This window comes from Pseudoalteromonas sp. NEC-BIFX-2020_002 (genome assembly GCF_013002825.1).
GTDB classification, from domain to species: Bacteria; Pseudomonadota; Gammaproteobacteria; order Enterobacterales; family Alteromonadaceae; genus Pseudoalteromonas; species Pseudoalteromonas neustonica.
This window is the reverse complement of record NZ_JABEPJ010000002.1, coordinates 184,174-202,498: the sequence shown is the minus strand read 5'-3', so window position 1 is coordinate 202,498 and position 18,325 is coordinate 184,174. Positions and strand designations below refer to the sequence as shown.

Here is an 18,325-nt window from a genome sequence, read left to right as displayed (position 1 = left end):
ATGAGTTATGAGATTTTCTTAGGCGTTGGTGTTTTCATCGCTATCGTTGTACTGCTAGTTTTAGTCATCATTGGTGCTAAATCTAAGTTAGTTGCAAGCGGTGACATCATCATCGGCGTAAATGGCGATCCAGAGAAAGCCATTACAACATCAGCAGGTAGTAAGCTATTAGGTGCACTATCTGAGTCAGGTATTTTCGTATCATCTGCATGTGGTGGCGGTGGCTCTTGTGGTCAGTGTCGTGTACACATTCACTCTGGTGGCGGCGATATCTTACCAACTGAACTTGATCACATCTCTAAAGGTGAAGCCCGTGAAGGCTGTCGTTTAGCGTGTCAGGTAAATGTTAAAAACGACATGGAAATTGAACTTGAAGAGTCAATTTTCGGTGTTAAAAAATGGGATTGTGAAGTTATCTCTAACGATAACAAAGCAACGTTCATTAAAGAGCTTAAACTACAAATACCTGATGGCGAGTCAGTACCGTTTCGTGCCGGTGGTTATATTCAAATTGAAGCCCCTGCACATCACGTTAAATATGCTGATTTCGATGTACCTGAAGAGTACCGTGGCGATTGGAACCATTTTGGTTTCTTCAAGCTGGAGTCTAAAGTAGACGAAGAAACAATTCGTGCTTACTCAATGGCTAACTACCCAGAAGAAGAAGGCATCATCATGCTTAACGTGCGTATCGCTGCGCCGCCTCCAAGAGACTTAAGCTTACCTTGTGGTAAAATGTCATCGTACATTTGGTCACTTAAAGAAGGTGATAAAGTAACTATCTCTGGCCCATTTGGTGAGTTCTTTGCAAAAGATACTGACGCTGAAATGGTCTTTGTTGGTGGTGGTGCTGGTATGGCGCCTATGCGTTCACATATCTTTGACCAACTTAAACGTTTGAACTCTAAGCGTAAGATGAGTTTCTGGTATGGTGCACGTTCTAGACGTGAAATGTTCTACGTTGAAGATTTTGACGGCTTAGCCGCTGAAAACCCTAACTTTGTATGGCATACAGCGCTTTCAGATCCACAACCAGAAGATAACTGGGAAGGCTATACTGGCTTTATCCATAACGTGTTATTTGAGAACTATCTTAAAGAACATGAAGCGCCGGAAGATTGTGAGTTCTACATGTGTGGTCCTCCAATGATGAACGCTGCTGTTATCACTATGTTGAAAGACTTAGGTGTTGAAGACGAAAATATCTTATTAGATGATTTCGGTGGCTAACACCCATATCAAAACAATTTAGTTTTGGTTAGAATATCAGCCTCGTAGTAACTAATGCTACGGGGCTTTTTTATATTTAAAATTTAACCTGAGTAGGCTGCTATGAATAGAGTTTTTCACCCGCAGGCATTAATTGCCATATTTTTTCTTGCTCTCACTTTACTCATATCTGGTTGTGGTAAAAATGAGCCGCAAGAGTTATACCTTGAAGGTAAAACGATGGGCACAACTTATCACATTAAAGTATTTGCCGAGCAAGAAAAACTAGCCTCGCTTAACTTGTTGCCTGAAGTAACACAGTTATTGAAAGACATTAATTTATCCATGTCTACGTACATTAAAGACTCTGAAATAAATCAATTTAACCGTTTACCAGCAGGCGAAGTAATGCCTATCAGTAGTGACTTTAGAGCTGTAGTCAGTGAATCAATTCGCTTAGGGAAATCAACTAAAACCCTTGATGTGACTATGGGACCATTAATTGATTTATGGGGTTTTGGCCCTGATAAAAAGCCCACTAAGCGACCAACTAATGAAGCACTGTTAGCAATGATTGCTAAAATTGGTGTTGATAAGTTGATATTAACAGATCAAGGTTTAGCTAAATCAATCGATGGCTTAGCGCTATCATTTTCTGCCACGGCAAAAGGCTATGGTATTGATAAGGTAGCAGAGTTACTAGAGAGCCATGGCTTAACGAACTACATGGTTGAAATTGGCGGTGAGCTTAGAGTTTCAGGTAAAAAGCCTAATGATCTAGATTGGCGTATCGCTATTGAGCAGCCTGATACCGAACTCGGTGTTCGCAAAGTACATAAGGTTTTGGCTCCAGGTAATAATGGTATTGCTACCTCGGGTGACTATCGTATTTTTTACGAAATGGAGGGAGTGACTTACAGCCATTTAATCGATCCAGTAACGGGTATGCCAAGTCGTCATGATCTTGTTTCTGTGACCGTGTTACACCCATCAGCAATGACCGCAGATGGCCTTGCAACAGCATTGACTGTAATGGGGATGGAAAAAGCAAAAGCTTATGCACAGGAGCATGATTTACCCGTTTATCTGATTGCTAAATCAGAAGATGGCTTAGTCACTTATTCTAGCCCTGCATTTAAACCCTATTTGTAGCGCGGTTTAAATCAGTTTATAATACAGTCAGCCCAGCAACTTGTTGGGTATTATTTTATTGCTGATCAATAGGGGCTAAGCAATGTCACTTTTTCTTCTTACTTTTGGTTTACTACTTTTAATCGTCGCTGCGATGGCTGTGGGTATGGTAGTACAAAAGAAATCTATGGCCAGTAGTTGTGGCGGTCTTGGCTCTGTAGGCATTGATAAAGCCTGTGATTGCGATGATCCATGCGACAAGCGCAAAAAGCGGATGGCCAAAGAGCAAGTTTGGAAAGAAAACCAAATATTATAAGCTGTGGTAGATAAAACTACAGATTTAAAAACGCCTTTAAAAGGCGTTTTTTGTTTTACTTGCACATTTAACGATCATACCTCAATCAATATCTAAATCACTTTTAAGTCCAATGACACTCGCACCTTCAGGTAACTTGGGTATCTACGAGTACATCAACTTACCGTTTTAAAACCTGATTAAAGCGAGTATCAATATGTTTTTATCAAATTAGCAATACTTACTTTATTGATTAATATTAGGTTATTTTTTATTTCTTCTCTAATTATCGTAGCCTTATTTTGACTTAGCTTAAAATTACCTTTCCAGCTTGTCGGTTCAAACTCAAGAAAACTAAGTTCTTGATACATAATATTACGGTGTTGTTGTGGTACATCATTAAGCTGCCACATCGGGTTTTCATTCGGTGTAAATTCTTGCTCAAAGTGAGTAGTAAGCCGTTCCATTATTGACTCCTTTTGACTAAACTTCTGAATGATATGTACATTGGCTGTGACTAAAACAGAGGAATATAACCAGCTTGGTAATGTTTTATTCTTTGAATAGGAGGGGGATAAATAGCAGTCATCACCCCTAAACAGTAAATTTACTGATTGACCATCAAGCAGTGAAAGAGGGTTATATTTAGCAACATGACCAATAAATATATCGCGTTGAGCATCAAATAATAATGGTATGTGGCAAATATCATTCAGGCTACATTGCTTATTAGGCATTAAAACGCTGGCTAACGGGTAAGTATTAACAAGAGCATGTAACTGTTCGATATTAGGTTCTTGAAAGTGAGGAGCAGGGTACATATTATAACTTACCTTCTAGTTGTAATTTTATAGCGGCCCATTGCTCATCAATGATGCTGAACTTGGCGGTGTTTCGGTATGAGCCATCAGTAAGTCGCCTATCTTTATAGCTAATGCCTTCAAAGCGGGCACCTAGTCGAGCAATTGCGTTACGGGATGTGATGTTTTTTTCATGGGTATTAAACGCAACACGTACCAACCCTAAAGTTTCAAATGCGTAACGCAATAGCAAATATTTGGCGTGGGTGTTTATGTAACTACGTTGAAAATTTTTACTAATAAATGTGTGGCCAATTTCAGCACTGTCATTTTGACTATCTAATCTGAATATGCGTGTAGTGCCTACAACGTGCTTTGAAGCTTTATCAATAATGGCAAAGACTACTTGTTCTGTAGGGTTAAACTGTGCGGTATTGATAAACCAATTATATAGAGTTTCTGTCGTTCGAGTGTAATTCATTAATACCCAGCGCCATACTTGTGGATCTTGCCCTGCAAGGCTTAAACCTTTTAAATGAATGTCGCGTAGCGGTTCCAAAATAACTTTATTAGTTTGATGTGTTTGCTGAGTAAGCATAAAGCGCCTTATTATTGGTTATTGCAGACTATTTAAAACAAATAATGTACGCTTATTTGGTCATGTTAAAACAACCAGTTTTTAGTTTTTTGATAGACCAGTTTTAGCGTGAAAGGATTATGTGAACAGTTATGCGGAAGGAATAAAGTATGCAGCCACTTGATATTAAATTGGATTTTCCAGGCAAAGCTAAGTATCTGCAATTAGCACAGGGATTGCGAACAGCAATTATTAACGGGGATGTTGCACCTGCAAGTAAGCTTAGCTCCGTCCGAAAAATGGCGGATATATACCAGTTAAATCGTCATACGATTATGAATGCACTTCAATTATTAGTTGCTGAGGGGTGGCTAATATCAAATGAGCGCTCAGGGTATCGGGTGACAGATAGTTTACCTATTCAAAGCAGCATTGGCGTAAAAACTGCACCCGCCTTGCAGCCTACACCTTATCAATTCGCTAACACACTTGAAGTGCCTAGCGTTGGTATGGATTTAAATGCTTATAAATATAATTTTGCAGGGGGGCTACCTGACTTAGCAAGTTTCCCTCAAAAAGAGTTTAAACGTGCAATTAGCCATGTGTGTGATCATATCGACATTAGTAAATTACACTATGGAGAAGTAAGTGGTTGCGCTGAACTAAAAGTACAGATTAAAGAATATTTACATAAAACACGTAACTTAGATACGGACGATATTCTGATCTGTAATGGCTCACAAGAGGCATTATTTTTAATCGCTAAAGCATTTATAGCAAAGGGCGATAATATTGCTGTTGAAACGCTAGGATACCCACCAGCAAGAAAGGCATTTGCTGCATGTGGCGCGCAATTGGTCGATATAAAGCAAGACGATGAAGGCTTATGTGTCGATGATTTAAAAGCCCAGCTTATGCGATTCCCAATAAAGATGCTGTACTTAACACCGTTGCATCAGTACCCGACCACAGTGACTTTATCGCCAACACGGCGCTTACAGATTTATCAGTTGTGTTATTCCCATAATGTGATGATCATTGAAGATGATTACGACCATGAATTTCACTATCGCTGTCAGCCATTACAACCTATGGCTGCGGATGACCCTGCCGGCATTATTATTTACGTATCGACGTTTTCAAAAATTATGTTCTCAGCAGCGCGTATTGGCTATATCTGCGCAGCCCCTGAAGTGATAGCGCAATTAACCGCCTGGAAGCAGCTGATGAATCATAAGAACGATGTAATTATGCAATTAGCAGTAGCAAATTGGATGAAAGAGGGCGGCTTTGAGCGCCATTTAAAGCGCATGACTAAACTGTATAAGCAACGGTATGAAGCGATGGATAGCTACTTAATGCAGCTTCAAGCACAAGGTTATCCTATTGAGTACATAAAACCAGACGGTGGTATGGCTATTTGGGTTAATTTTAATAAAAATACACGCGATTTAAAAACTGAATTAGCAAAGCAATGCGTATATATACAAACCGAAAGGGAATTTTATTTTACCAACTCAGTACGTAGCTTAAAGCCTGCAAACCTTAGCTATATTCGACTTGGCTTTGCTGGGCAATCGAATGAAAGTATGCAGCTAGGCCTATCACTTATTATACAACAGACCTATAAGCGCTAAGATGTTTTAACAGTCCCGGCAGTAGTCAATGCTCTACATTAAGGCAACAGCAGCTCTTTGATTACAACTAAGGTTGCATAACAGCTGTCATTTTTTGTTGCTATGATAATTTAAAATCATGCGTTATTTTTTGCAATTGTTTGCTGAGTTGATCCAGCTCTATACTCGCAGCGGATACTTGATCAGCTCCTACCGCGTTATCAATAGCAGCTTGTTTTATCGAGTCAATGTTATGGGTTATCTCTTCAGACATACTGCTTTGCTCATGCGCTGCTGTTGCAATGATTTCAGCTCGACGAGCTATATAGTCTATTTGTTCAACACTCTGTTTTAATAACTCAGCACTGTGATTTGCTGTTGTAATCGTTGATTCTGTGGCATCTATAGATTTATGTATTTCAACAACGGCTTGTTGTGTACCTGCTTGCAGTAATTCAATCATGTTTTCTATATCGGCTGTTGAATTCTGTGTTTTTTTAGCTAGTTGTCTAACTTCATCAGCAACAACGGCAAAACCTCGACCATGCTCTCCTGCTCTAGCTGCTTCAATGGCTGCATTAAGTGCTAAAAGGTTTGTTTGGTCTGCGACAGAACGGATAACCTCAAGTACTTTATTAATCGTTTGTGCGTTATCCTCGACGCGTTTGATCACTACTTCCGTATTATTTATTGTATGCTCAAGTGAACTCATTTTTACAATTGTTTGTTGTAAATGAACATCTGCAGAGTATGTTGTTTCTTTAGCTTTAATACTTAAATCAGCCACAGCGCGAGCATTTTCAGATACTTCTTCAATAGATGCGTTTGTTTGTGAAATAGCATTGGCAACATGTTCAATGCTTGCATGTTGTTCTTGTAAGCTTGCATTTGATTGAGTACTTGCAGTACTCGTTTGCGCTGCGGTGGATGCAAGTCTGTCAGTTGCTTGGGATATTGTGCTTATTGTTTGGTGCAAATAGGTATTCATTTTCGCCATAGCACCGTATACACCAATCTTAGGAGTATCTAAATCAAACACCTGACTTAGATCACCGCTTGCGATGCGTTTACTGATTATCTGCATTTGTGCAGGCTCACCACCGAGGGGTTTAATAATAGAGCGAGTAATACTCAGTGCGGCAATAATTACGACAGCAAAGGAAAGTAGGGCAATGATGCTTATTATCCAATATAAAGAATAAATAGGAGCGAATGCTTCAGCTTCATCTATTTCGGCAAGTAGAACCCAATTTAATCGCTCAAATTTAAAGGGTTTAAAAGCGGACAGAACAGGGTTACCGTTATAATCCATAATCATTTGCGTGTTTGTATGGCCTTGAAGGGCATTATGAACTGCAACGGTATCTACGCCATTATTTTTTACGTTACCGGCAAAGCTAGCAACAACAGAGTGGCCTATTGGATCTAGGTAAGAGTCCGAACGCATTAATAAATCGTCACCGACTAAGTATGACTCGCCTGTTTGCCCCATTCCATCACGTGTTTGCATAATATTATTAATTGCGTCAATGGATAGTTGCAGTGCAATAACAGCAACGACTTCGCCATTAATTATAACCGGTTGACCAATAAATGCCGCAGGCTCATCGTTACTCGGTGCATATTTTGAAAAATCAATTATTTCAAATGAGCGAGTTCTTAAAGTTTTGTTGAAAAGTGTTGCTAGGCCTGAAGTTTTATATGGCCCAGTTGTAAGACTAGTTAAATAATCAGCCTCCTTTGTTACTGTGTAATCTATAAAGCCCGTAGGGCTAATTAAAAATAAATCATAATAACCTTTATCAGTTATAAACCCATCGAACCACGGATGATTTAATGCAGCAAGCTCTGATAGTGATAAGTTGGAATTATGCTTGGATAGGCTTTCAAAATTAGTTGTTAATAAATTCAGATCTGATTTTGTGGTTTTAAAATAATCTTGAAGTTGATTGCTTTTGATATGACTTATAGATGAAAGTTGGTTATACGTTTGTTTTTCTAATGCTTGGGCAGACAGATATAAAGATAATATCGATACAATGCCTGCTGGGAGCAAACCTAAAAGCAAAAAGGAAAATAATAATTTAGTTTTAATAGCCATTGTTGTACCGATTATCGATGAGCATCGCGTGAATTTACACGACTGTCCCTCTTTTTATAACAATCTGTACATTATTATTGTAAATGAACGTTAATGGTTTTTTTAAGTGTTTGATTTGTATGTTTATAGTCTTAATTTCAGAGGCTTTTAAAGTCGTATAATTACTTTAAAAGCTTTTGCTTATATTTTACTTAAAAAGTGATTAAGCTATTGAAAATCTTCACTATCAAAATACAACGGCTTTAAAGTGCCGCAGTTAACAAATTTATATGTGAGTTCACTTTCTTTCGGTACACGTTTAGATGTGCGGAACTTTTGCATGCAGGCATTGGTTAAGTCGGCAAAAATGAGGTGATTAAAACTCGGGGCTTGGGTAATTTTGTGGATGTAAATTCGTTCACTATTTTTAAGAGTGATCATATCGTATTCTTGCCATTGAGAGGATTCTGCCAAGTCTGTGAGTTCGCGTGCGTAAAGTTGTTTACTCATAACGATTGCTCTATCTGAATAAACTAAATTGCCACCACGCTTGTAATGACCTTCATAAACATCAGCTGTAATTGTTATCTCTTCACCACGCATTAAATGTTGAATATTAAATGGTTTTGGTTTGATGGTGATGAGATCAGCGTCACGCACTAGGCTTAAAAAAGCAACATCAGGATTATCAATTTGATATACCACTTGAACATCATGAGGCAGTTTATACGTCGGTAGGCTAATAGCAAAAATACGTGAGCCATGATTCACAAGAACCATAGCATGCTCTGCACTGTAAGCGGGGTTCATTGGTGGGAGTTCTTCTTTTACAACTTCTTCTTCGGCGGTAGTAAAAGTACTCATAAAGGCAAATAATAAAATAAGCGGCAGTCGCATAGTAGTCTCAATCAATATATTAATTTAAATTGTAGTAAAAAATCGCTGTAAAAGCTGCTTTTAGTCACGTGTTTTGTAAGTCTTGAATGTTTATTTAAAAACGCGCAGCCTGCTCTACAACAATAGCATGGCGTTTTGCAAGGCGCAGGTGATCTCTGTCATAACCGCCGCCAATGACAGTAGCCACCGGCGTATTATGTTCTATACAGCGTTTTAGTACTAAATTGTCGCGTTTTTCTATGCCTTGCCAACTAATATCAAGTTTACCTAAACCATCTTGCTGCCACACATCCACACCTGCGTCATAAAGTACTAAATCAGGGTTAAGCTCTTTTAGTAAAAAGCGCAACGTATCATCAACAATACCTAAGTATTCGTTGTCTTGCATATTATTAGCTAAACCAATATCTAGGTCGCTCGCTGATTTACGAAACGGGAAATTCTTTTCACAATGAATAGAGCACGTATAAGCATAAGGTTGATGCTGCAACATCGCGGCAGTACCATCACCTTGATGTACATCAAGATCAAAAATAAGCACGTTGGTAATTTCACCAGATTGTATAAGCGTTTGCGCGGTAAATGCTAAATCATTCACCATACAATAGCCTGAACCAAAGTCAGTATGCGCATGATGCGTGCCCCCAGCTAAATGACAAGCAATACCGTGTTGCAAAGCAAGACGTGCGGTTTTTAAAGTGCCTTGCGGGGCGGTGAATGTGCGCGCCATTAACTCATGTGACCAAGGCAGCCCAATACGGCGCATGGCTTTTTCATCCAATCGGTTATACCAAAGATCATTTATATAGTTATGACAATGGATCAGCTCAAGTGCCTCTGGCGTGCCTAATTCAGGTTTAACTAAATTATTAGTCACTAAGCCGAGTTGTTTAACATAGTCGTGTAAATGCGCAAATTTACTCATCGCAAAGCGATGTTTAGGATCAAAGTTAAATGAGTAGTTTGAATGGTATACCAAAGGTAAATCTGGGTTTAAAGTCATAACGGCGCTATGTAATCAGTTTACGCTATGGTAATCAACAAATCTTTAACAGTCTATTCTTGTTCGTGAATAAGCATCGCGAGTTCACGGTGGAGTAAGGCGTCATCTGCGAGGTTTAACTCAATTAAACGTTTTAGATGAGTAATACTGTCAATATCAATATGCGTACATTTTAAGCCAATATGATGCTGCTCTATATGACAAATAGTGACAGCCATTTTAATTTCAATATCGCTTTGCGGTAAAGTAAAGCATAAATGACCTGTAGCGTTTTTATTTGCAGTGAACGCATCACATCGAGTAATAAGCGCACCGTGCAACGAAATATCTAATAATTTGCACGGGTATTGATTATCGGCTAAATCTAATTGGGCAGCAGTTGAAAATAAAACACGAGAAAATTGGCGGCGGTTCTTCATAATTCAACATACCTTTATTTGTGGCTAAAATGATGTTCGCTCATAACTTAAGCATAGTCGCTAAAGTTATGATAGGCCAGAGTTAGTCTTAGGGTTTAACTAGCTTTGCTGCTGTTTTATAAAGAATAGGATCTTGGGGATCTGATGTTGTGGTAGCAAGTACAACCTTGCCTAATTTATTGATAAAAAGCGTAGTGGGTGTACCACGAACTCCTAATAATTCTGCACTGTCATCTGCATTTATTGCGGTTTGAAAATGATGACCACGCGAAAATAATGATTGAGCGGGGTTAGCGTCTTCATCTTCACGAAAACTCACAGCAATTACTTGCAGGCCCTGAGATTGATATTTTAGATGAATTTTATCCAGTCCAGGCTGCAATTTTTTACAATACGGACACCATGTTGCCCAAAAATGTAAAATAAACGGTTTGCCTAATAGGTCTTGGGTTTTAATTTGGCTACCATCTGCCATATTAAAGGTCAGCATCGGTAATTTGGGGGATTGCTCAGTCTCGGCGGCGAAGCTTAATAAGCTCATGCTTACTAAAATCAGTGCAAATAAGTATTTCATGGTGATTATTTTATAAAGTGAAGATACTTAACTAGAAAGGCGCAAGCGTTTATTTCTTTCAAAAATAAAAAGCCCCGCGTAAATGCAGGGCTTAAAATATGTTTAGAACCTAGAACCTAGAACTTAACCAATCTTTTTATACTTAATACGCTTAGGTTGTGTAGCTGCCGACCCTAACGTCTTTTTAAGCCATTCTTCATACTCAGTGTAATTACCATCAAAGAAGTTTATTTGGCCTTCATCACGGTAATCAAGAATGTGTGTTGCAATGCGGTCTAAAAACCAACGGTCATGCGATATACACATAACACAACCTGGGAATTCTAAAATCGCATTTTCAAGAGCACGTAATGTTTCAACGTCCAAGTCATTGGTTGGCTCATCCAGTAGGATTACGTTGCCGCCCGCTTTTAAAAGCTTAGCTAGGTGTAAGCGGTTGCGCTCACCACCAGATAAGTCTTTAACAAACTTTTGCTGATCGTTGCCTTTGAAGTTAAAGCGGCTAACATACGCGCGGCTTGGAAATTCAAAATTACCAATCTTTAACACGTCTTGACCATCAGCAATTTCTTGGAAAACTGTATTGCTGTCATCCATATTGCCACGGAACTGATCAACGGTTGCCAGTTCAACTGTTTCACCTAAGCTGATCTCGCCGCTGTCTTGTTGCTCTTCACCACTAAGCATTTTGAATAAAGTTGATTTACCCGCGCCATTAGCACCGATAATGCCGACAATGGCACCTTTTGGCATAGTGAAACTTAAATCATCAATCAGTACGCGATCACCAAAGCTCTTCTTCAAGTTTTTAACTTCAATTACTTGATCGCCTAAACGTGGTCCAGGTGGAATAAACAGCTCGTTAGTTTCATTACGTTTTTGGTAATCAGATTGCTGCATTTCAGTAAACTGTGCCATACGTGCTTTAGACTTAGCTTGACGACCTTTTTGATTTGAACGTACCCACTCAAGCTCTTGTGCAATTGATTTTTGACGTGCTTTTTCAGACTTCTGCTCTTGTTGTAAGCGGGCATCTTTTTGCTCAAGCCACGATGAGTAGTTACCTTCCCATGGAATACCTTCACCACGGTCAAGCTCTAAAATCCAACCTGCTACATTATCAAGGAAGTAACGGTCATGCGTTACCGCCACAACTGTGCCTTCGTAATCATGTAAGAAGCGCTCAAGCCACGCGACAGATTCTGCATCCAAGTGGTTAGTTGGTTCATCGAGGATAAGCATATCTGGTTTTTCAAGTAATAGGCGACAAATAGCAACACGACGACGCTCACCACCAGATAGGAACTCAATTTTAGCATCCCATTCAGGTAAACGTAGCGCATCAGCAGCACGCTCTAATACGTTATCAATGTTATGACCATCGTGAGTTTGAATGATTGCTTCAAGCTCACCTTGCTCTTTAGCTAGTGCATCAAAGTCAGCACCTTCCATTGCATATTCGTTATATACTTCATCAAGGCGGTTTAGCGCGTTTTTAACTTCGCTTACTGCTTCTTCAACAATTTCACGTACTGTTTTGCTTTCATCTAAAATAGGCTCTTGCGGTAGGTAACCAATTTTAGTGCCCGGTTGAGGGTATGCTTCACCTTCAAATTCTTGGTCAAGGCCTGCCATAATACGTAGTAACGTTGATTTACCAGAACCGTTTAAACCAAGTACGCCAATTTTTGCGCCAGGGAAAAAATGCAAAGAAATATCTTTTAAAATAGTGCGCTTAGGCGGCACAACTTTAGATACTCGACTCATCGAGAATATAAATTTATCAGGTAAAACCATGGAAGGAGCCTTCAAATAAGAATAAAATTTTTAATGCTCTATTGTAGAGTCTCAATGGCTAAACAGTCAACGCATCAGCACGTTAATTAGCAAGCAATACACCTACGCCAATAAGCGCAAGTAGGCCGCCAAGTAGCATTTTATTGGTAACAGGCTCACGCTTAAAAAAACCAATACTCATTACAATCAATGGTGCGGTAGCAAAAATGGTCTGTGCTATCGCAGGATCGGTGTATTTTACGGCGCCGAGTTGCAGCCACAAACCTAAAAAAGTACCTAAAAATACAGCAACAAAAAACCAGTGTTTACCGCTAATCCCTTTTAATGTGAGTGCTTGTTTAAAATCACTGCTTTTAAACATTGCAACCACTAATGCAACAGTAAGTGTCCCCGATGCAAGCCTAATTAATGCAGCCCATAAGCTGCTCATCTCTTCGTTATTAAGCGCTCCTTTTGACATTACCATTCCAAGGGCTTGGCATATTGCGGCAGCAAGTGCGCACAAAACACCAACGTGATAATGTTTATTATCAACACTTGGCAGTCCTTTTGCGGGCTTAATCGCAATTACAACACCCACACTGGTTAATGCAATACCAAACCAAGCAAAGGCTGATAAGTAATGGCTTAACAGAATAATATTAAAAATACCAACCAAGGCCGGGGCTAATGACTCAATAACTAATGTACGCGCTGGGCCTATATTACGTAGAGCTGCAAAATAAGCGCTGTCACCAATAGCAATACCAATAACTCCGCCCGCAATGAGCCACAGCCAGCTGGTAATTTGGGTTGGTATAGCAAAATCTTGAGTAATGACAAGTGTAACTAGCATCAATGCACTCGCGAGCACACCTTTACTAATATTTAATTGCATTGGGGTTAAGTGATGACTAAAACCTTTATATAAAATAGTTGATAGCGCCCACACCAGTGCCGCAAGTATTGCTAATAACTCACCTAAACCAAGCCAATCAAACACAATTTCACCTTGTAGTTAAATTAAGAAGGGCATTATGGCGAGCTTGTTTAAGAATGCAAAAAATTGTTTAATTAAACTCATTTGGACATCTAAACATCTAGAGGTTGAAATTTCCAGCTATCCGTTCATAATTAGCCATTGGTTAAAAATACCTTGGAGATGAGTATGCCTATTACCGTTAAAGATGAATTGCCCGCAATTGCGAAGTTACGCCAAGAGAACGTATTCGTAATGCCAAAAAGTCGTGCGAAAACACAAGAAATTCGCCCTATGCGCTTGGCTATTTTAAACTTAATGCCTAATAAGGTTGAAACCGAGGTACAATTTATTCGTTTACTTGCCAATTCGCCTTTGCAAGTTAATGTAGAGCTATTACGCTTAGATACCCATCGTAGTAAAAATACCTCAGAGCAGCATTTAGATACTTTTTATCGTTATTTCTCTGAAGTGAAAGACAGTAACTACGATGCATTATTAATTACTGGTGCGCCATTAGCGCATTTAGAATACGACGACGTAGCCTACTGGGATGAACTAAAAGTGATTTTAGACTGGGCAGAGCAGCATGTAACGTCAACGTTATTTTCGTGTTGGGCGGCCCATGCGGGTTTATTCCATCATCATAATTTAAAGCGTGAACTTAAAGAAAATAAGCTGTGTGGCGTGTTTACTCATAAATGCTTTTTTGAACATGGCGCACTTACGCGCGGTTTTGATGACACCTTTGTAGTGCCACATTCTCGTTATGGCCACATCGACATTGAAAAAATAAATGCGTGTGAAGATTTAGTCGTGCTGGCAGGTTCAGAGCAAGTAGGCGCTTACTTAATAAAAAATAAATCAGGTAGCCAAGTTTACCTAACAGGCCACCCTGAATATGATGCACATACATTAAAGGGCGAATATCAACGTGATTTAGCAAAAAGCCCTGATGCGCCGATGCCAGAAAATTATTTTCCAGATAACAACCCAGATAACGAACCGTCGAAAACCTGGCAAAGTCATGCTTTTTTGCTTTTTTCGAACTGGTTAAATTATTATGTGTATCAAACCACACCCTATGATATTAATTTAGTTAGCCAAGACGTAAGGACTAACAACTATGCCGAATAATTTAGAAAACAAAAGTGCCGAGTTAATTGACGCGCTAAAGCAGCGTATTTTAATTCTTGATGGTGCAATGGGCACCATGATCCAAGAACATAAACTCGAAGAAGAAGACTACCGTGGTGAGCGCTTTAAAGACTGGCATGTATTAATTAAAGGCAATAATGACTTATTAAGCCTTACGCAGCCAAAAATTATTGGCGATATTCACCGTGGCTTTTTAAGTGCGGGCGCCGATATTATCGAAACCAACACCTTTAACTCGACCACTATCTCGATGGAAGATTACGACATGGCCAGCATCAGCCGTGAAGTAAATTTAGAGTCTGCAAAATTGGCACGCAGTATTTGTGATGAATTTACAGCTAAAAACCCAGCAAAACCACGCTATGTTGCGGGTGTGCTTGGGCCAACATCTAAAACCTGCTCGATTTCACCTGATGTAAACGATCCCGGTTACCGTAATGTAACCTTTGACAAGCTGGTCACTGCATATGTTGAATCAACCCTTGCGTTAATGGAAGGCGGTGCAGATCTTATTCTAATCGAAACCATTTTTGATACACTGAATGCAAAAGCCGCCTCGTTCGCAGTAGAGGAAGCGTTTGAACAAGCGGGGCGTAAATTGCCAGTAATGATCTCAGGGACTATTACCGATGCATCGGGGCGTACCTTATCAGGGCAAACAACCGAAGCGTTCTATAATTCGATTCGCCACATTAAGCCAATTTCAATTGGCCTAAATTGCGCACTTGGCCCAGACCTATTACGCCAATACGTAGAAGAGCTATCGCGCGTATGCGAAACCTTTACCTCGGTTCACCCTAATGCTGGCCTGCCAAATGAGTTTGGTGAATACGATTTAGAAGCGCCAGAAATGGCCGCTGAGATTATCGATTGGGGTAAGTCTGGCTTCATCAATATAGTGGGCGGTTGCTGTGGTACTACACCTGCACACATAAGAGCCTTTGCCAAAGGGCTTGAAGGTGTTAAACCGCGTCCGTTACCAGAGCTTGAAGTGCGTATGCGTTTATCTGGCCTTGAAGCCTGTAATTTAAATTAGGATATCTGACATGAGTCAAAAAATAGCTGTATTTACAAACGTCGGCGAACGTACCAATGTTACAGGTTCTGCCATGTTTAAGCGTTTGATCATGGAAGAAGATTTTGAAGCTGCACTCACCGTTGCCCGTGAACAAGTAGAAAATGGCGCTCAGGTAATTGATATCAACATGGACGAAGCCATGTTGGACTCAAAAGCGGCAATGGTTAAGTTTTTAAACTTAATCGCCTCAGAGCCTGACATATCACGCGTACCAATCATGGTCGACTCCTCAAAATGGGAAGTCATCGAAGCAGGCTTAAAATGTATTCAAGGCAAGGCGATAGTAAACTCTATCTCTTTAAAAGAGGGTGAAGAGCCGTTTATTCGCCAAGCAAAAATAATTAAGCGCTTTGGCGCGGCTGCCGTGGTAATGGCGTTTGATACGCAAGGTCAAGCAGAGACTGCCGATAGAAAATTCGAGATATGTGCGCGCAGTTATAAAATATTAGTAGACGATATTGGCTTTGCTCCCGAAGATATTATTTTCGACCCGAATATATTTGCCGTAGCCACAGGTATTGAAGAACACGACAATTACGCTGTTGAGTTTATTGAAGGTACACGTCGTATCAAAGAGGGATTACCGCATTGTAAAGTGTCAGGCGGTGTATCAAATGTATCGTTCTCATTTCGTGGTAATAACCCAGTCCGCGAAGCCATTCACTCAGTATTTTTATACCATGCAATTCAAGCAGGTATGGATATGGGCATCGTCAATGCAGGGCAGTTAGCCGTGTACGATGATATACCAGCAGAACTTCGCAAAGCGGTTGAAGACGTAGTACTCAATACCGACCCAGGCGCAGGTGAACGTTTAGTTGAGTTGGCACCAAAATACTCTGGCATGGCGCAAGCAGAACGCGTTGAAAATTTAGAGTGGCGCACATGGCCAGTTGAAAAACGCTTAGAACACGCCCTTGTTAAAGGCATTACAGAATATATAGATGTAGATACAGAAGAGTGCCGTGCGGCTGCCGACAAACCTATTCACGTAATTGAAGGGCCGTTAATGGACGGCATGAACGTGGTGGGCGATTTGTTCGGTGCTGGTAAAATGTTTTTACCGCAAGTAGTTAAATCAGCTCGTGTAATGAAACGCGCGGTAGCCTACCTAGATCCATACATTGAGCTTGAAAAAGAAGAAGGCTCTACCAATGGTAAAATAGTGATGGCAACGGTAAAAGGCGATGTACACGACATTGGTAAAAACATCGTTGGTGTTGTTCTACAATGTAATAACTACGAAGTTATCGACTTAGGCGTAATGGTACCTGCAGATAAAATACTGCAAACCGCCATTGATGAAAAGGCTGATATAATCGGTTTATCAGGCCTGATCACGCCATCACTTGACGAAATGGTACACGTAGCCAAAGAAATGAAACGTCGAGGTTTTGAACTGCCGTTACTCATTGGTGGCGCGACGACCTCAAAAGCGCATACAGCAGTTAAAATAGAGCCGCAGTATGATAAAGGCGTAGTCTACGTTAATAACGCCAGCCGCGCAGTTGGTGTTGTATCCAACTTATTATCAAAAGAAATAAAGCCCGGCTTTTTAGAAAAAGTCAGCGCTGAATATGTCAAAGTACGCGAGCAACAAGCCCGTAAAAAGCCACGTTCAAAACCGGTAACTATTCAACGTGCCCGCGATAACGCCGCGCAACTCGACTGGGATAATTACACGCCACCGGTGCCTAAAAAACTCGGTGTTACTGAGTTTAAAAATGTATCAATCGCAACATTGCGCAAATACATTGACTGGACGCCGTACTTTATGACGTGGTCAATTGCTGGTAAATACCCACGCATAATGACCGATGAAGTCGTCGGTGAGCAAGCGCAAAGCTTATTTAAAGACGCCAACGACATGTTAGACGACCTTGAAAAAGCAGGGACGTTGCAACCATTAGGTGTATTTGGTTTATTTCCAGCTAACCGAGTGGGCGATGACATTGAAATCTATACTGACGAGACCCGCAAAGAAATACTCACAACATCTTGCCACTTACGTCAGCAAACTGAAAAAACCGACTTTGCAAACTACTGCCTAGCTGATTACATTGCACCAAAAGGGACACCTGATTACTTTGGTGCGTTTGCAGTGACTGGCGGTTTAGAAGAAGATGCATTAGCGGATGCGTTTGATGCTCAGCAAGATGATTATAATAAAATTATGATCAAAGCCGTGGCTGATCGCTTAGCCGAAGCCTTTGCTGAATACCTCCATGAGCAAGTACGTAAAGAATATTGGGGCTTTGCACCAGATGAAAATCTTGCCAATGACGAACTAATACGCGAAAACTACCAAGGTATTCGCCCAGCTCCAGGTTACCCAGCATGCCCTGAGCACACCGAGAAAAAGAAAATCTGGCAATTACTCGACACAGAAAAACGCATTGGCATGCAGCTAACTAGCTCCTACGCCATGTGGCCAGGTGCGGCAGTATCAGGTTGGTATTTCTCTCATCCTGAGGCTAAATACTACGCAGTAGCGGCGGTACAACGCGATCAGGTTGAAGATTACGCCAAGCGGACCAACATGACGCTGGAAGAAGCTGAAAGGTGGTTATCGCCTAACTTAGGGTATGAGCCGGACTAAGGTCGTTGTAAACGTTAAGCAGTGAATTATAAGTAAAAAAGCGAGTCAAGTTAGGCTCGTTTTTTTATAAAGTAATTGCGAGAGTACAAAGTTTTCTGGTTTTTCCCTCATATCATTATTGCTGGCCTTTTTGG

The 18,325-nt window shown here is 40.3% G+C and carries 16 protein-coding genes; 7 read left to right on the top strand and 9 right to left on the bottom strand.

The window, feature by feature from the left end; all coding sequences use genetic code 11:
• From nqrF to nqrM, 3 genes are all read left to right on the top strand, one after another.
• Positions 1 to 1,230 (top strand): NADH:ubiquinone reductase (Na(+)-transporting) subunit F, encoded by a 1,230-nt coding sequence (gene nqrF / locus HJP15_RS03145; protein ID WP_054205556.1) that lies wholly within the window; start codon positions 1 to 3, stop codon positions 1,228 to 1,230.
• Between the two features lie 102 nt (positions 1,231 to 1,332).
• Positions 1,333 to 2,361 (top strand): FAD:protein FMN transferase, encoded by a 1,029-nt coding sequence (locus HJP15_RS03140; protein WP_170173068.1) that lies wholly within the window; start codon positions 1,333 to 1,335, stop codon positions 2,359 to 2,361.
• Between the two features lie 82 nt (positions 2,362 to 2,443).
• Positions 2,444 to 2,656, top strand: coding sequence for a (Na+)-NQR maturation NqrM (nqrM, locus tag HJP15_RS03135; RefSeq protein ID WP_054205558.1), 213 nt, complete (start codon positions 2,444 to 2,446; stop codon positions 2,654 to 2,656).
• Between the two features lie 191 nt (positions 2,657 to 2,847).
• On the opposite strand, the gene HJP15_RS03130 is transcribed toward nqrM, so the two are convergent.
• Together HJP15_RS03130 and HJP15_RS03125 are read right to left on the bottom strand one after the other, a co-directional pair.
• A complete protein-coding gene (locus tag HJP15_RS03130; RefSeq protein ID WP_170173067.1) occupies positions 2,848 to 3,456 on the bottom strand; it encodes an FMN-binding negative transcriptional regulator in 609 nt (202 codons plus the stop codon).
• A 1-nt stretch (position 3,457) separates the two neighbouring features.
• Complete coding sequence (locus HJP15_RS03125; RefSeq protein WP_170173066.1) at positions 3,458 to 4,033, bottom strand: GNAT family N-acetyltransferase; 576 nt, start codon at positions 4,031 to 4,033, stop codon at positions 3,458 to 3,460.
• 149 nt (positions 4,034 to 4,182) lie between these two features.
• Here HJP15_RS03125 and pdxR point away from each other — a divergent pair, with 149 nt between their 5' ends.
• On the top strand, positions 4,183 to 5,649 hold the full coding sequence (gene pdxR, locus HJP15_RS03120) for a MocR-like pyridoxine biosynthesis transcription factor PdxR (RefSeq protein ID WP_170173065.1): 1,467 nt from the start codon (positions 4,183 to 4,185) through the stop codon (positions 5,647 to 5,649).
• 100 nt (positions 5,650 to 5,749) lie between these two features.
• Here the strand turns inward: pdxR and HJP15_RS03115 are convergent, their stop codons facing one another.
• The 7 genes from HJP15_RS03115 to HJP15_RS22265 all read right to left on the bottom strand — a co-directional run bounded on the left by HJP15_RS03115 (position 5,750) and on the right by HJP15_RS22265 (position 13,380).
• Positions 5,750 to 7,729 carry a methyl-accepting chemotaxis protein gene (locus HJP15_RS03115; RefSeq protein WP_054205562.1) on the bottom strand — a complete coding sequence of 660 codons (1,980 nt, stop codon included), beginning with the start codon at positions 7,727 to 7,729 and terminating at the stop codon, positions 5,750 to 5,752.
• A gap of 207 nt (positions 7,730 to 7,936) precedes the next feature.
• Positions 7,937 to 8,605, bottom strand: a complete 669-nt coding sequence (locus tag HJP15_RS03110) for a hypothetical protein (RefSeq protein ID WP_170173064.1) — start codon at positions 8,603 to 8,605, stop codon at positions 7,937 to 7,939.
• Between the two features lie 94 nt (positions 8,606 to 8,699).
• A complete protein-coding gene (locus tag HJP15_RS03105) occupies positions 8,700 to 9,608 on the bottom strand; it encodes a histone deacetylase family protein (RefSeq protein ID WP_054205564.1) in 909 nt (302 codons plus the stop codon).
• Positions 9,609 to 9,661: 53 nt separating this feature from the next.
• Positions 9,662 to 10,027, bottom strand: a complete 366-nt coding sequence (locus tag HJP15_RS03100; protein WP_054205565.1) for a PilZ domain-containing protein — start codon at positions 10,025 to 10,027, stop codon at positions 9,662 to 9,664.
• A gap of 88 nt (positions 10,028 to 10,115) precedes the next feature.
• Positions 10,116 to 10,601, bottom strand: a complete 486-nt coding sequence (locus HJP15_RS03095) for a TlpA disulfide reductase family protein (RefSeq protein ID WP_170173063.1) — start codon at positions 10,599 to 10,601, stop codon at positions 10,116 to 10,118.
• Positions 10,602 to 10,724: 123 nt separating this feature from the next.
• Positions 10,725 to 12,398 (bottom strand): energy-dependent translational throttle protein EttA, encoded by a 1,674-nt coding sequence (ettA, locus tag HJP15_RS03090; protein ID WP_054205567.1) that lies wholly within the window; start codon positions 12,396 to 12,398, stop codon positions 10,725 to 10,727.
• Positions 12,399 to 12,480: 82 nt separating this feature from the next.
• Positions 12,481 to 13,380, bottom strand: a complete 900-nt coding sequence (locus tag HJP15_RS22265; protein ID WP_170173062.1) for an EamA family transporter — start codon at positions 13,378 to 13,380, stop codon at positions 12,481 to 12,483.
• 165 nt (positions 13,381 to 13,545) lie between these two features.
• Here HJP15_RS22265 and metA point away from each other — a divergent pair, with 165 nt between their 5' ends.
• The 3 genes from metA to metH are packed head-to-tail and all read left to right on the top strand — an operon-like array spanning position 13,546 to position 18,191.
• On the top strand, positions 13,546 to 14,493 hold the full coding sequence (gene metA / locus HJP15_RS03080) for a homoserine O-acetyltransferase MetA (RefSeq protein ID WP_054205569.1): 948 nt from the start codon (positions 13,546 to 13,548) through the stop codon (positions 14,491 to 14,493).
• Entirely contained in the window at positions 14,483 to 15,550 is a 1,068-nt protein-coding gene (locus HJP15_RS03075) for a homocysteine S-methyltransferase family protein (protein WP_054205570.1), read from the top strand. Before metA ends, HJP15_RS03075 begins: the two co-directional genes overlap by 11 nt.
• Before the next feature lie 10 nt (positions 15,551 to 15,560).
• The gene (metH, locus tag HJP15_RS03070; RefSeq protein WP_170173061.1) at positions 15,561 to 18,191 is read left to right on the top strand and encodes a methionine synthase; all 2,631 of its coding nucleotides are present in this window, start codon (positions 15,561 to 15,563) and stop codon (positions 18,189 to 18,191) included.
• Positions 18,192 to 18,325 lie beyond the last annotated feature (134 nt).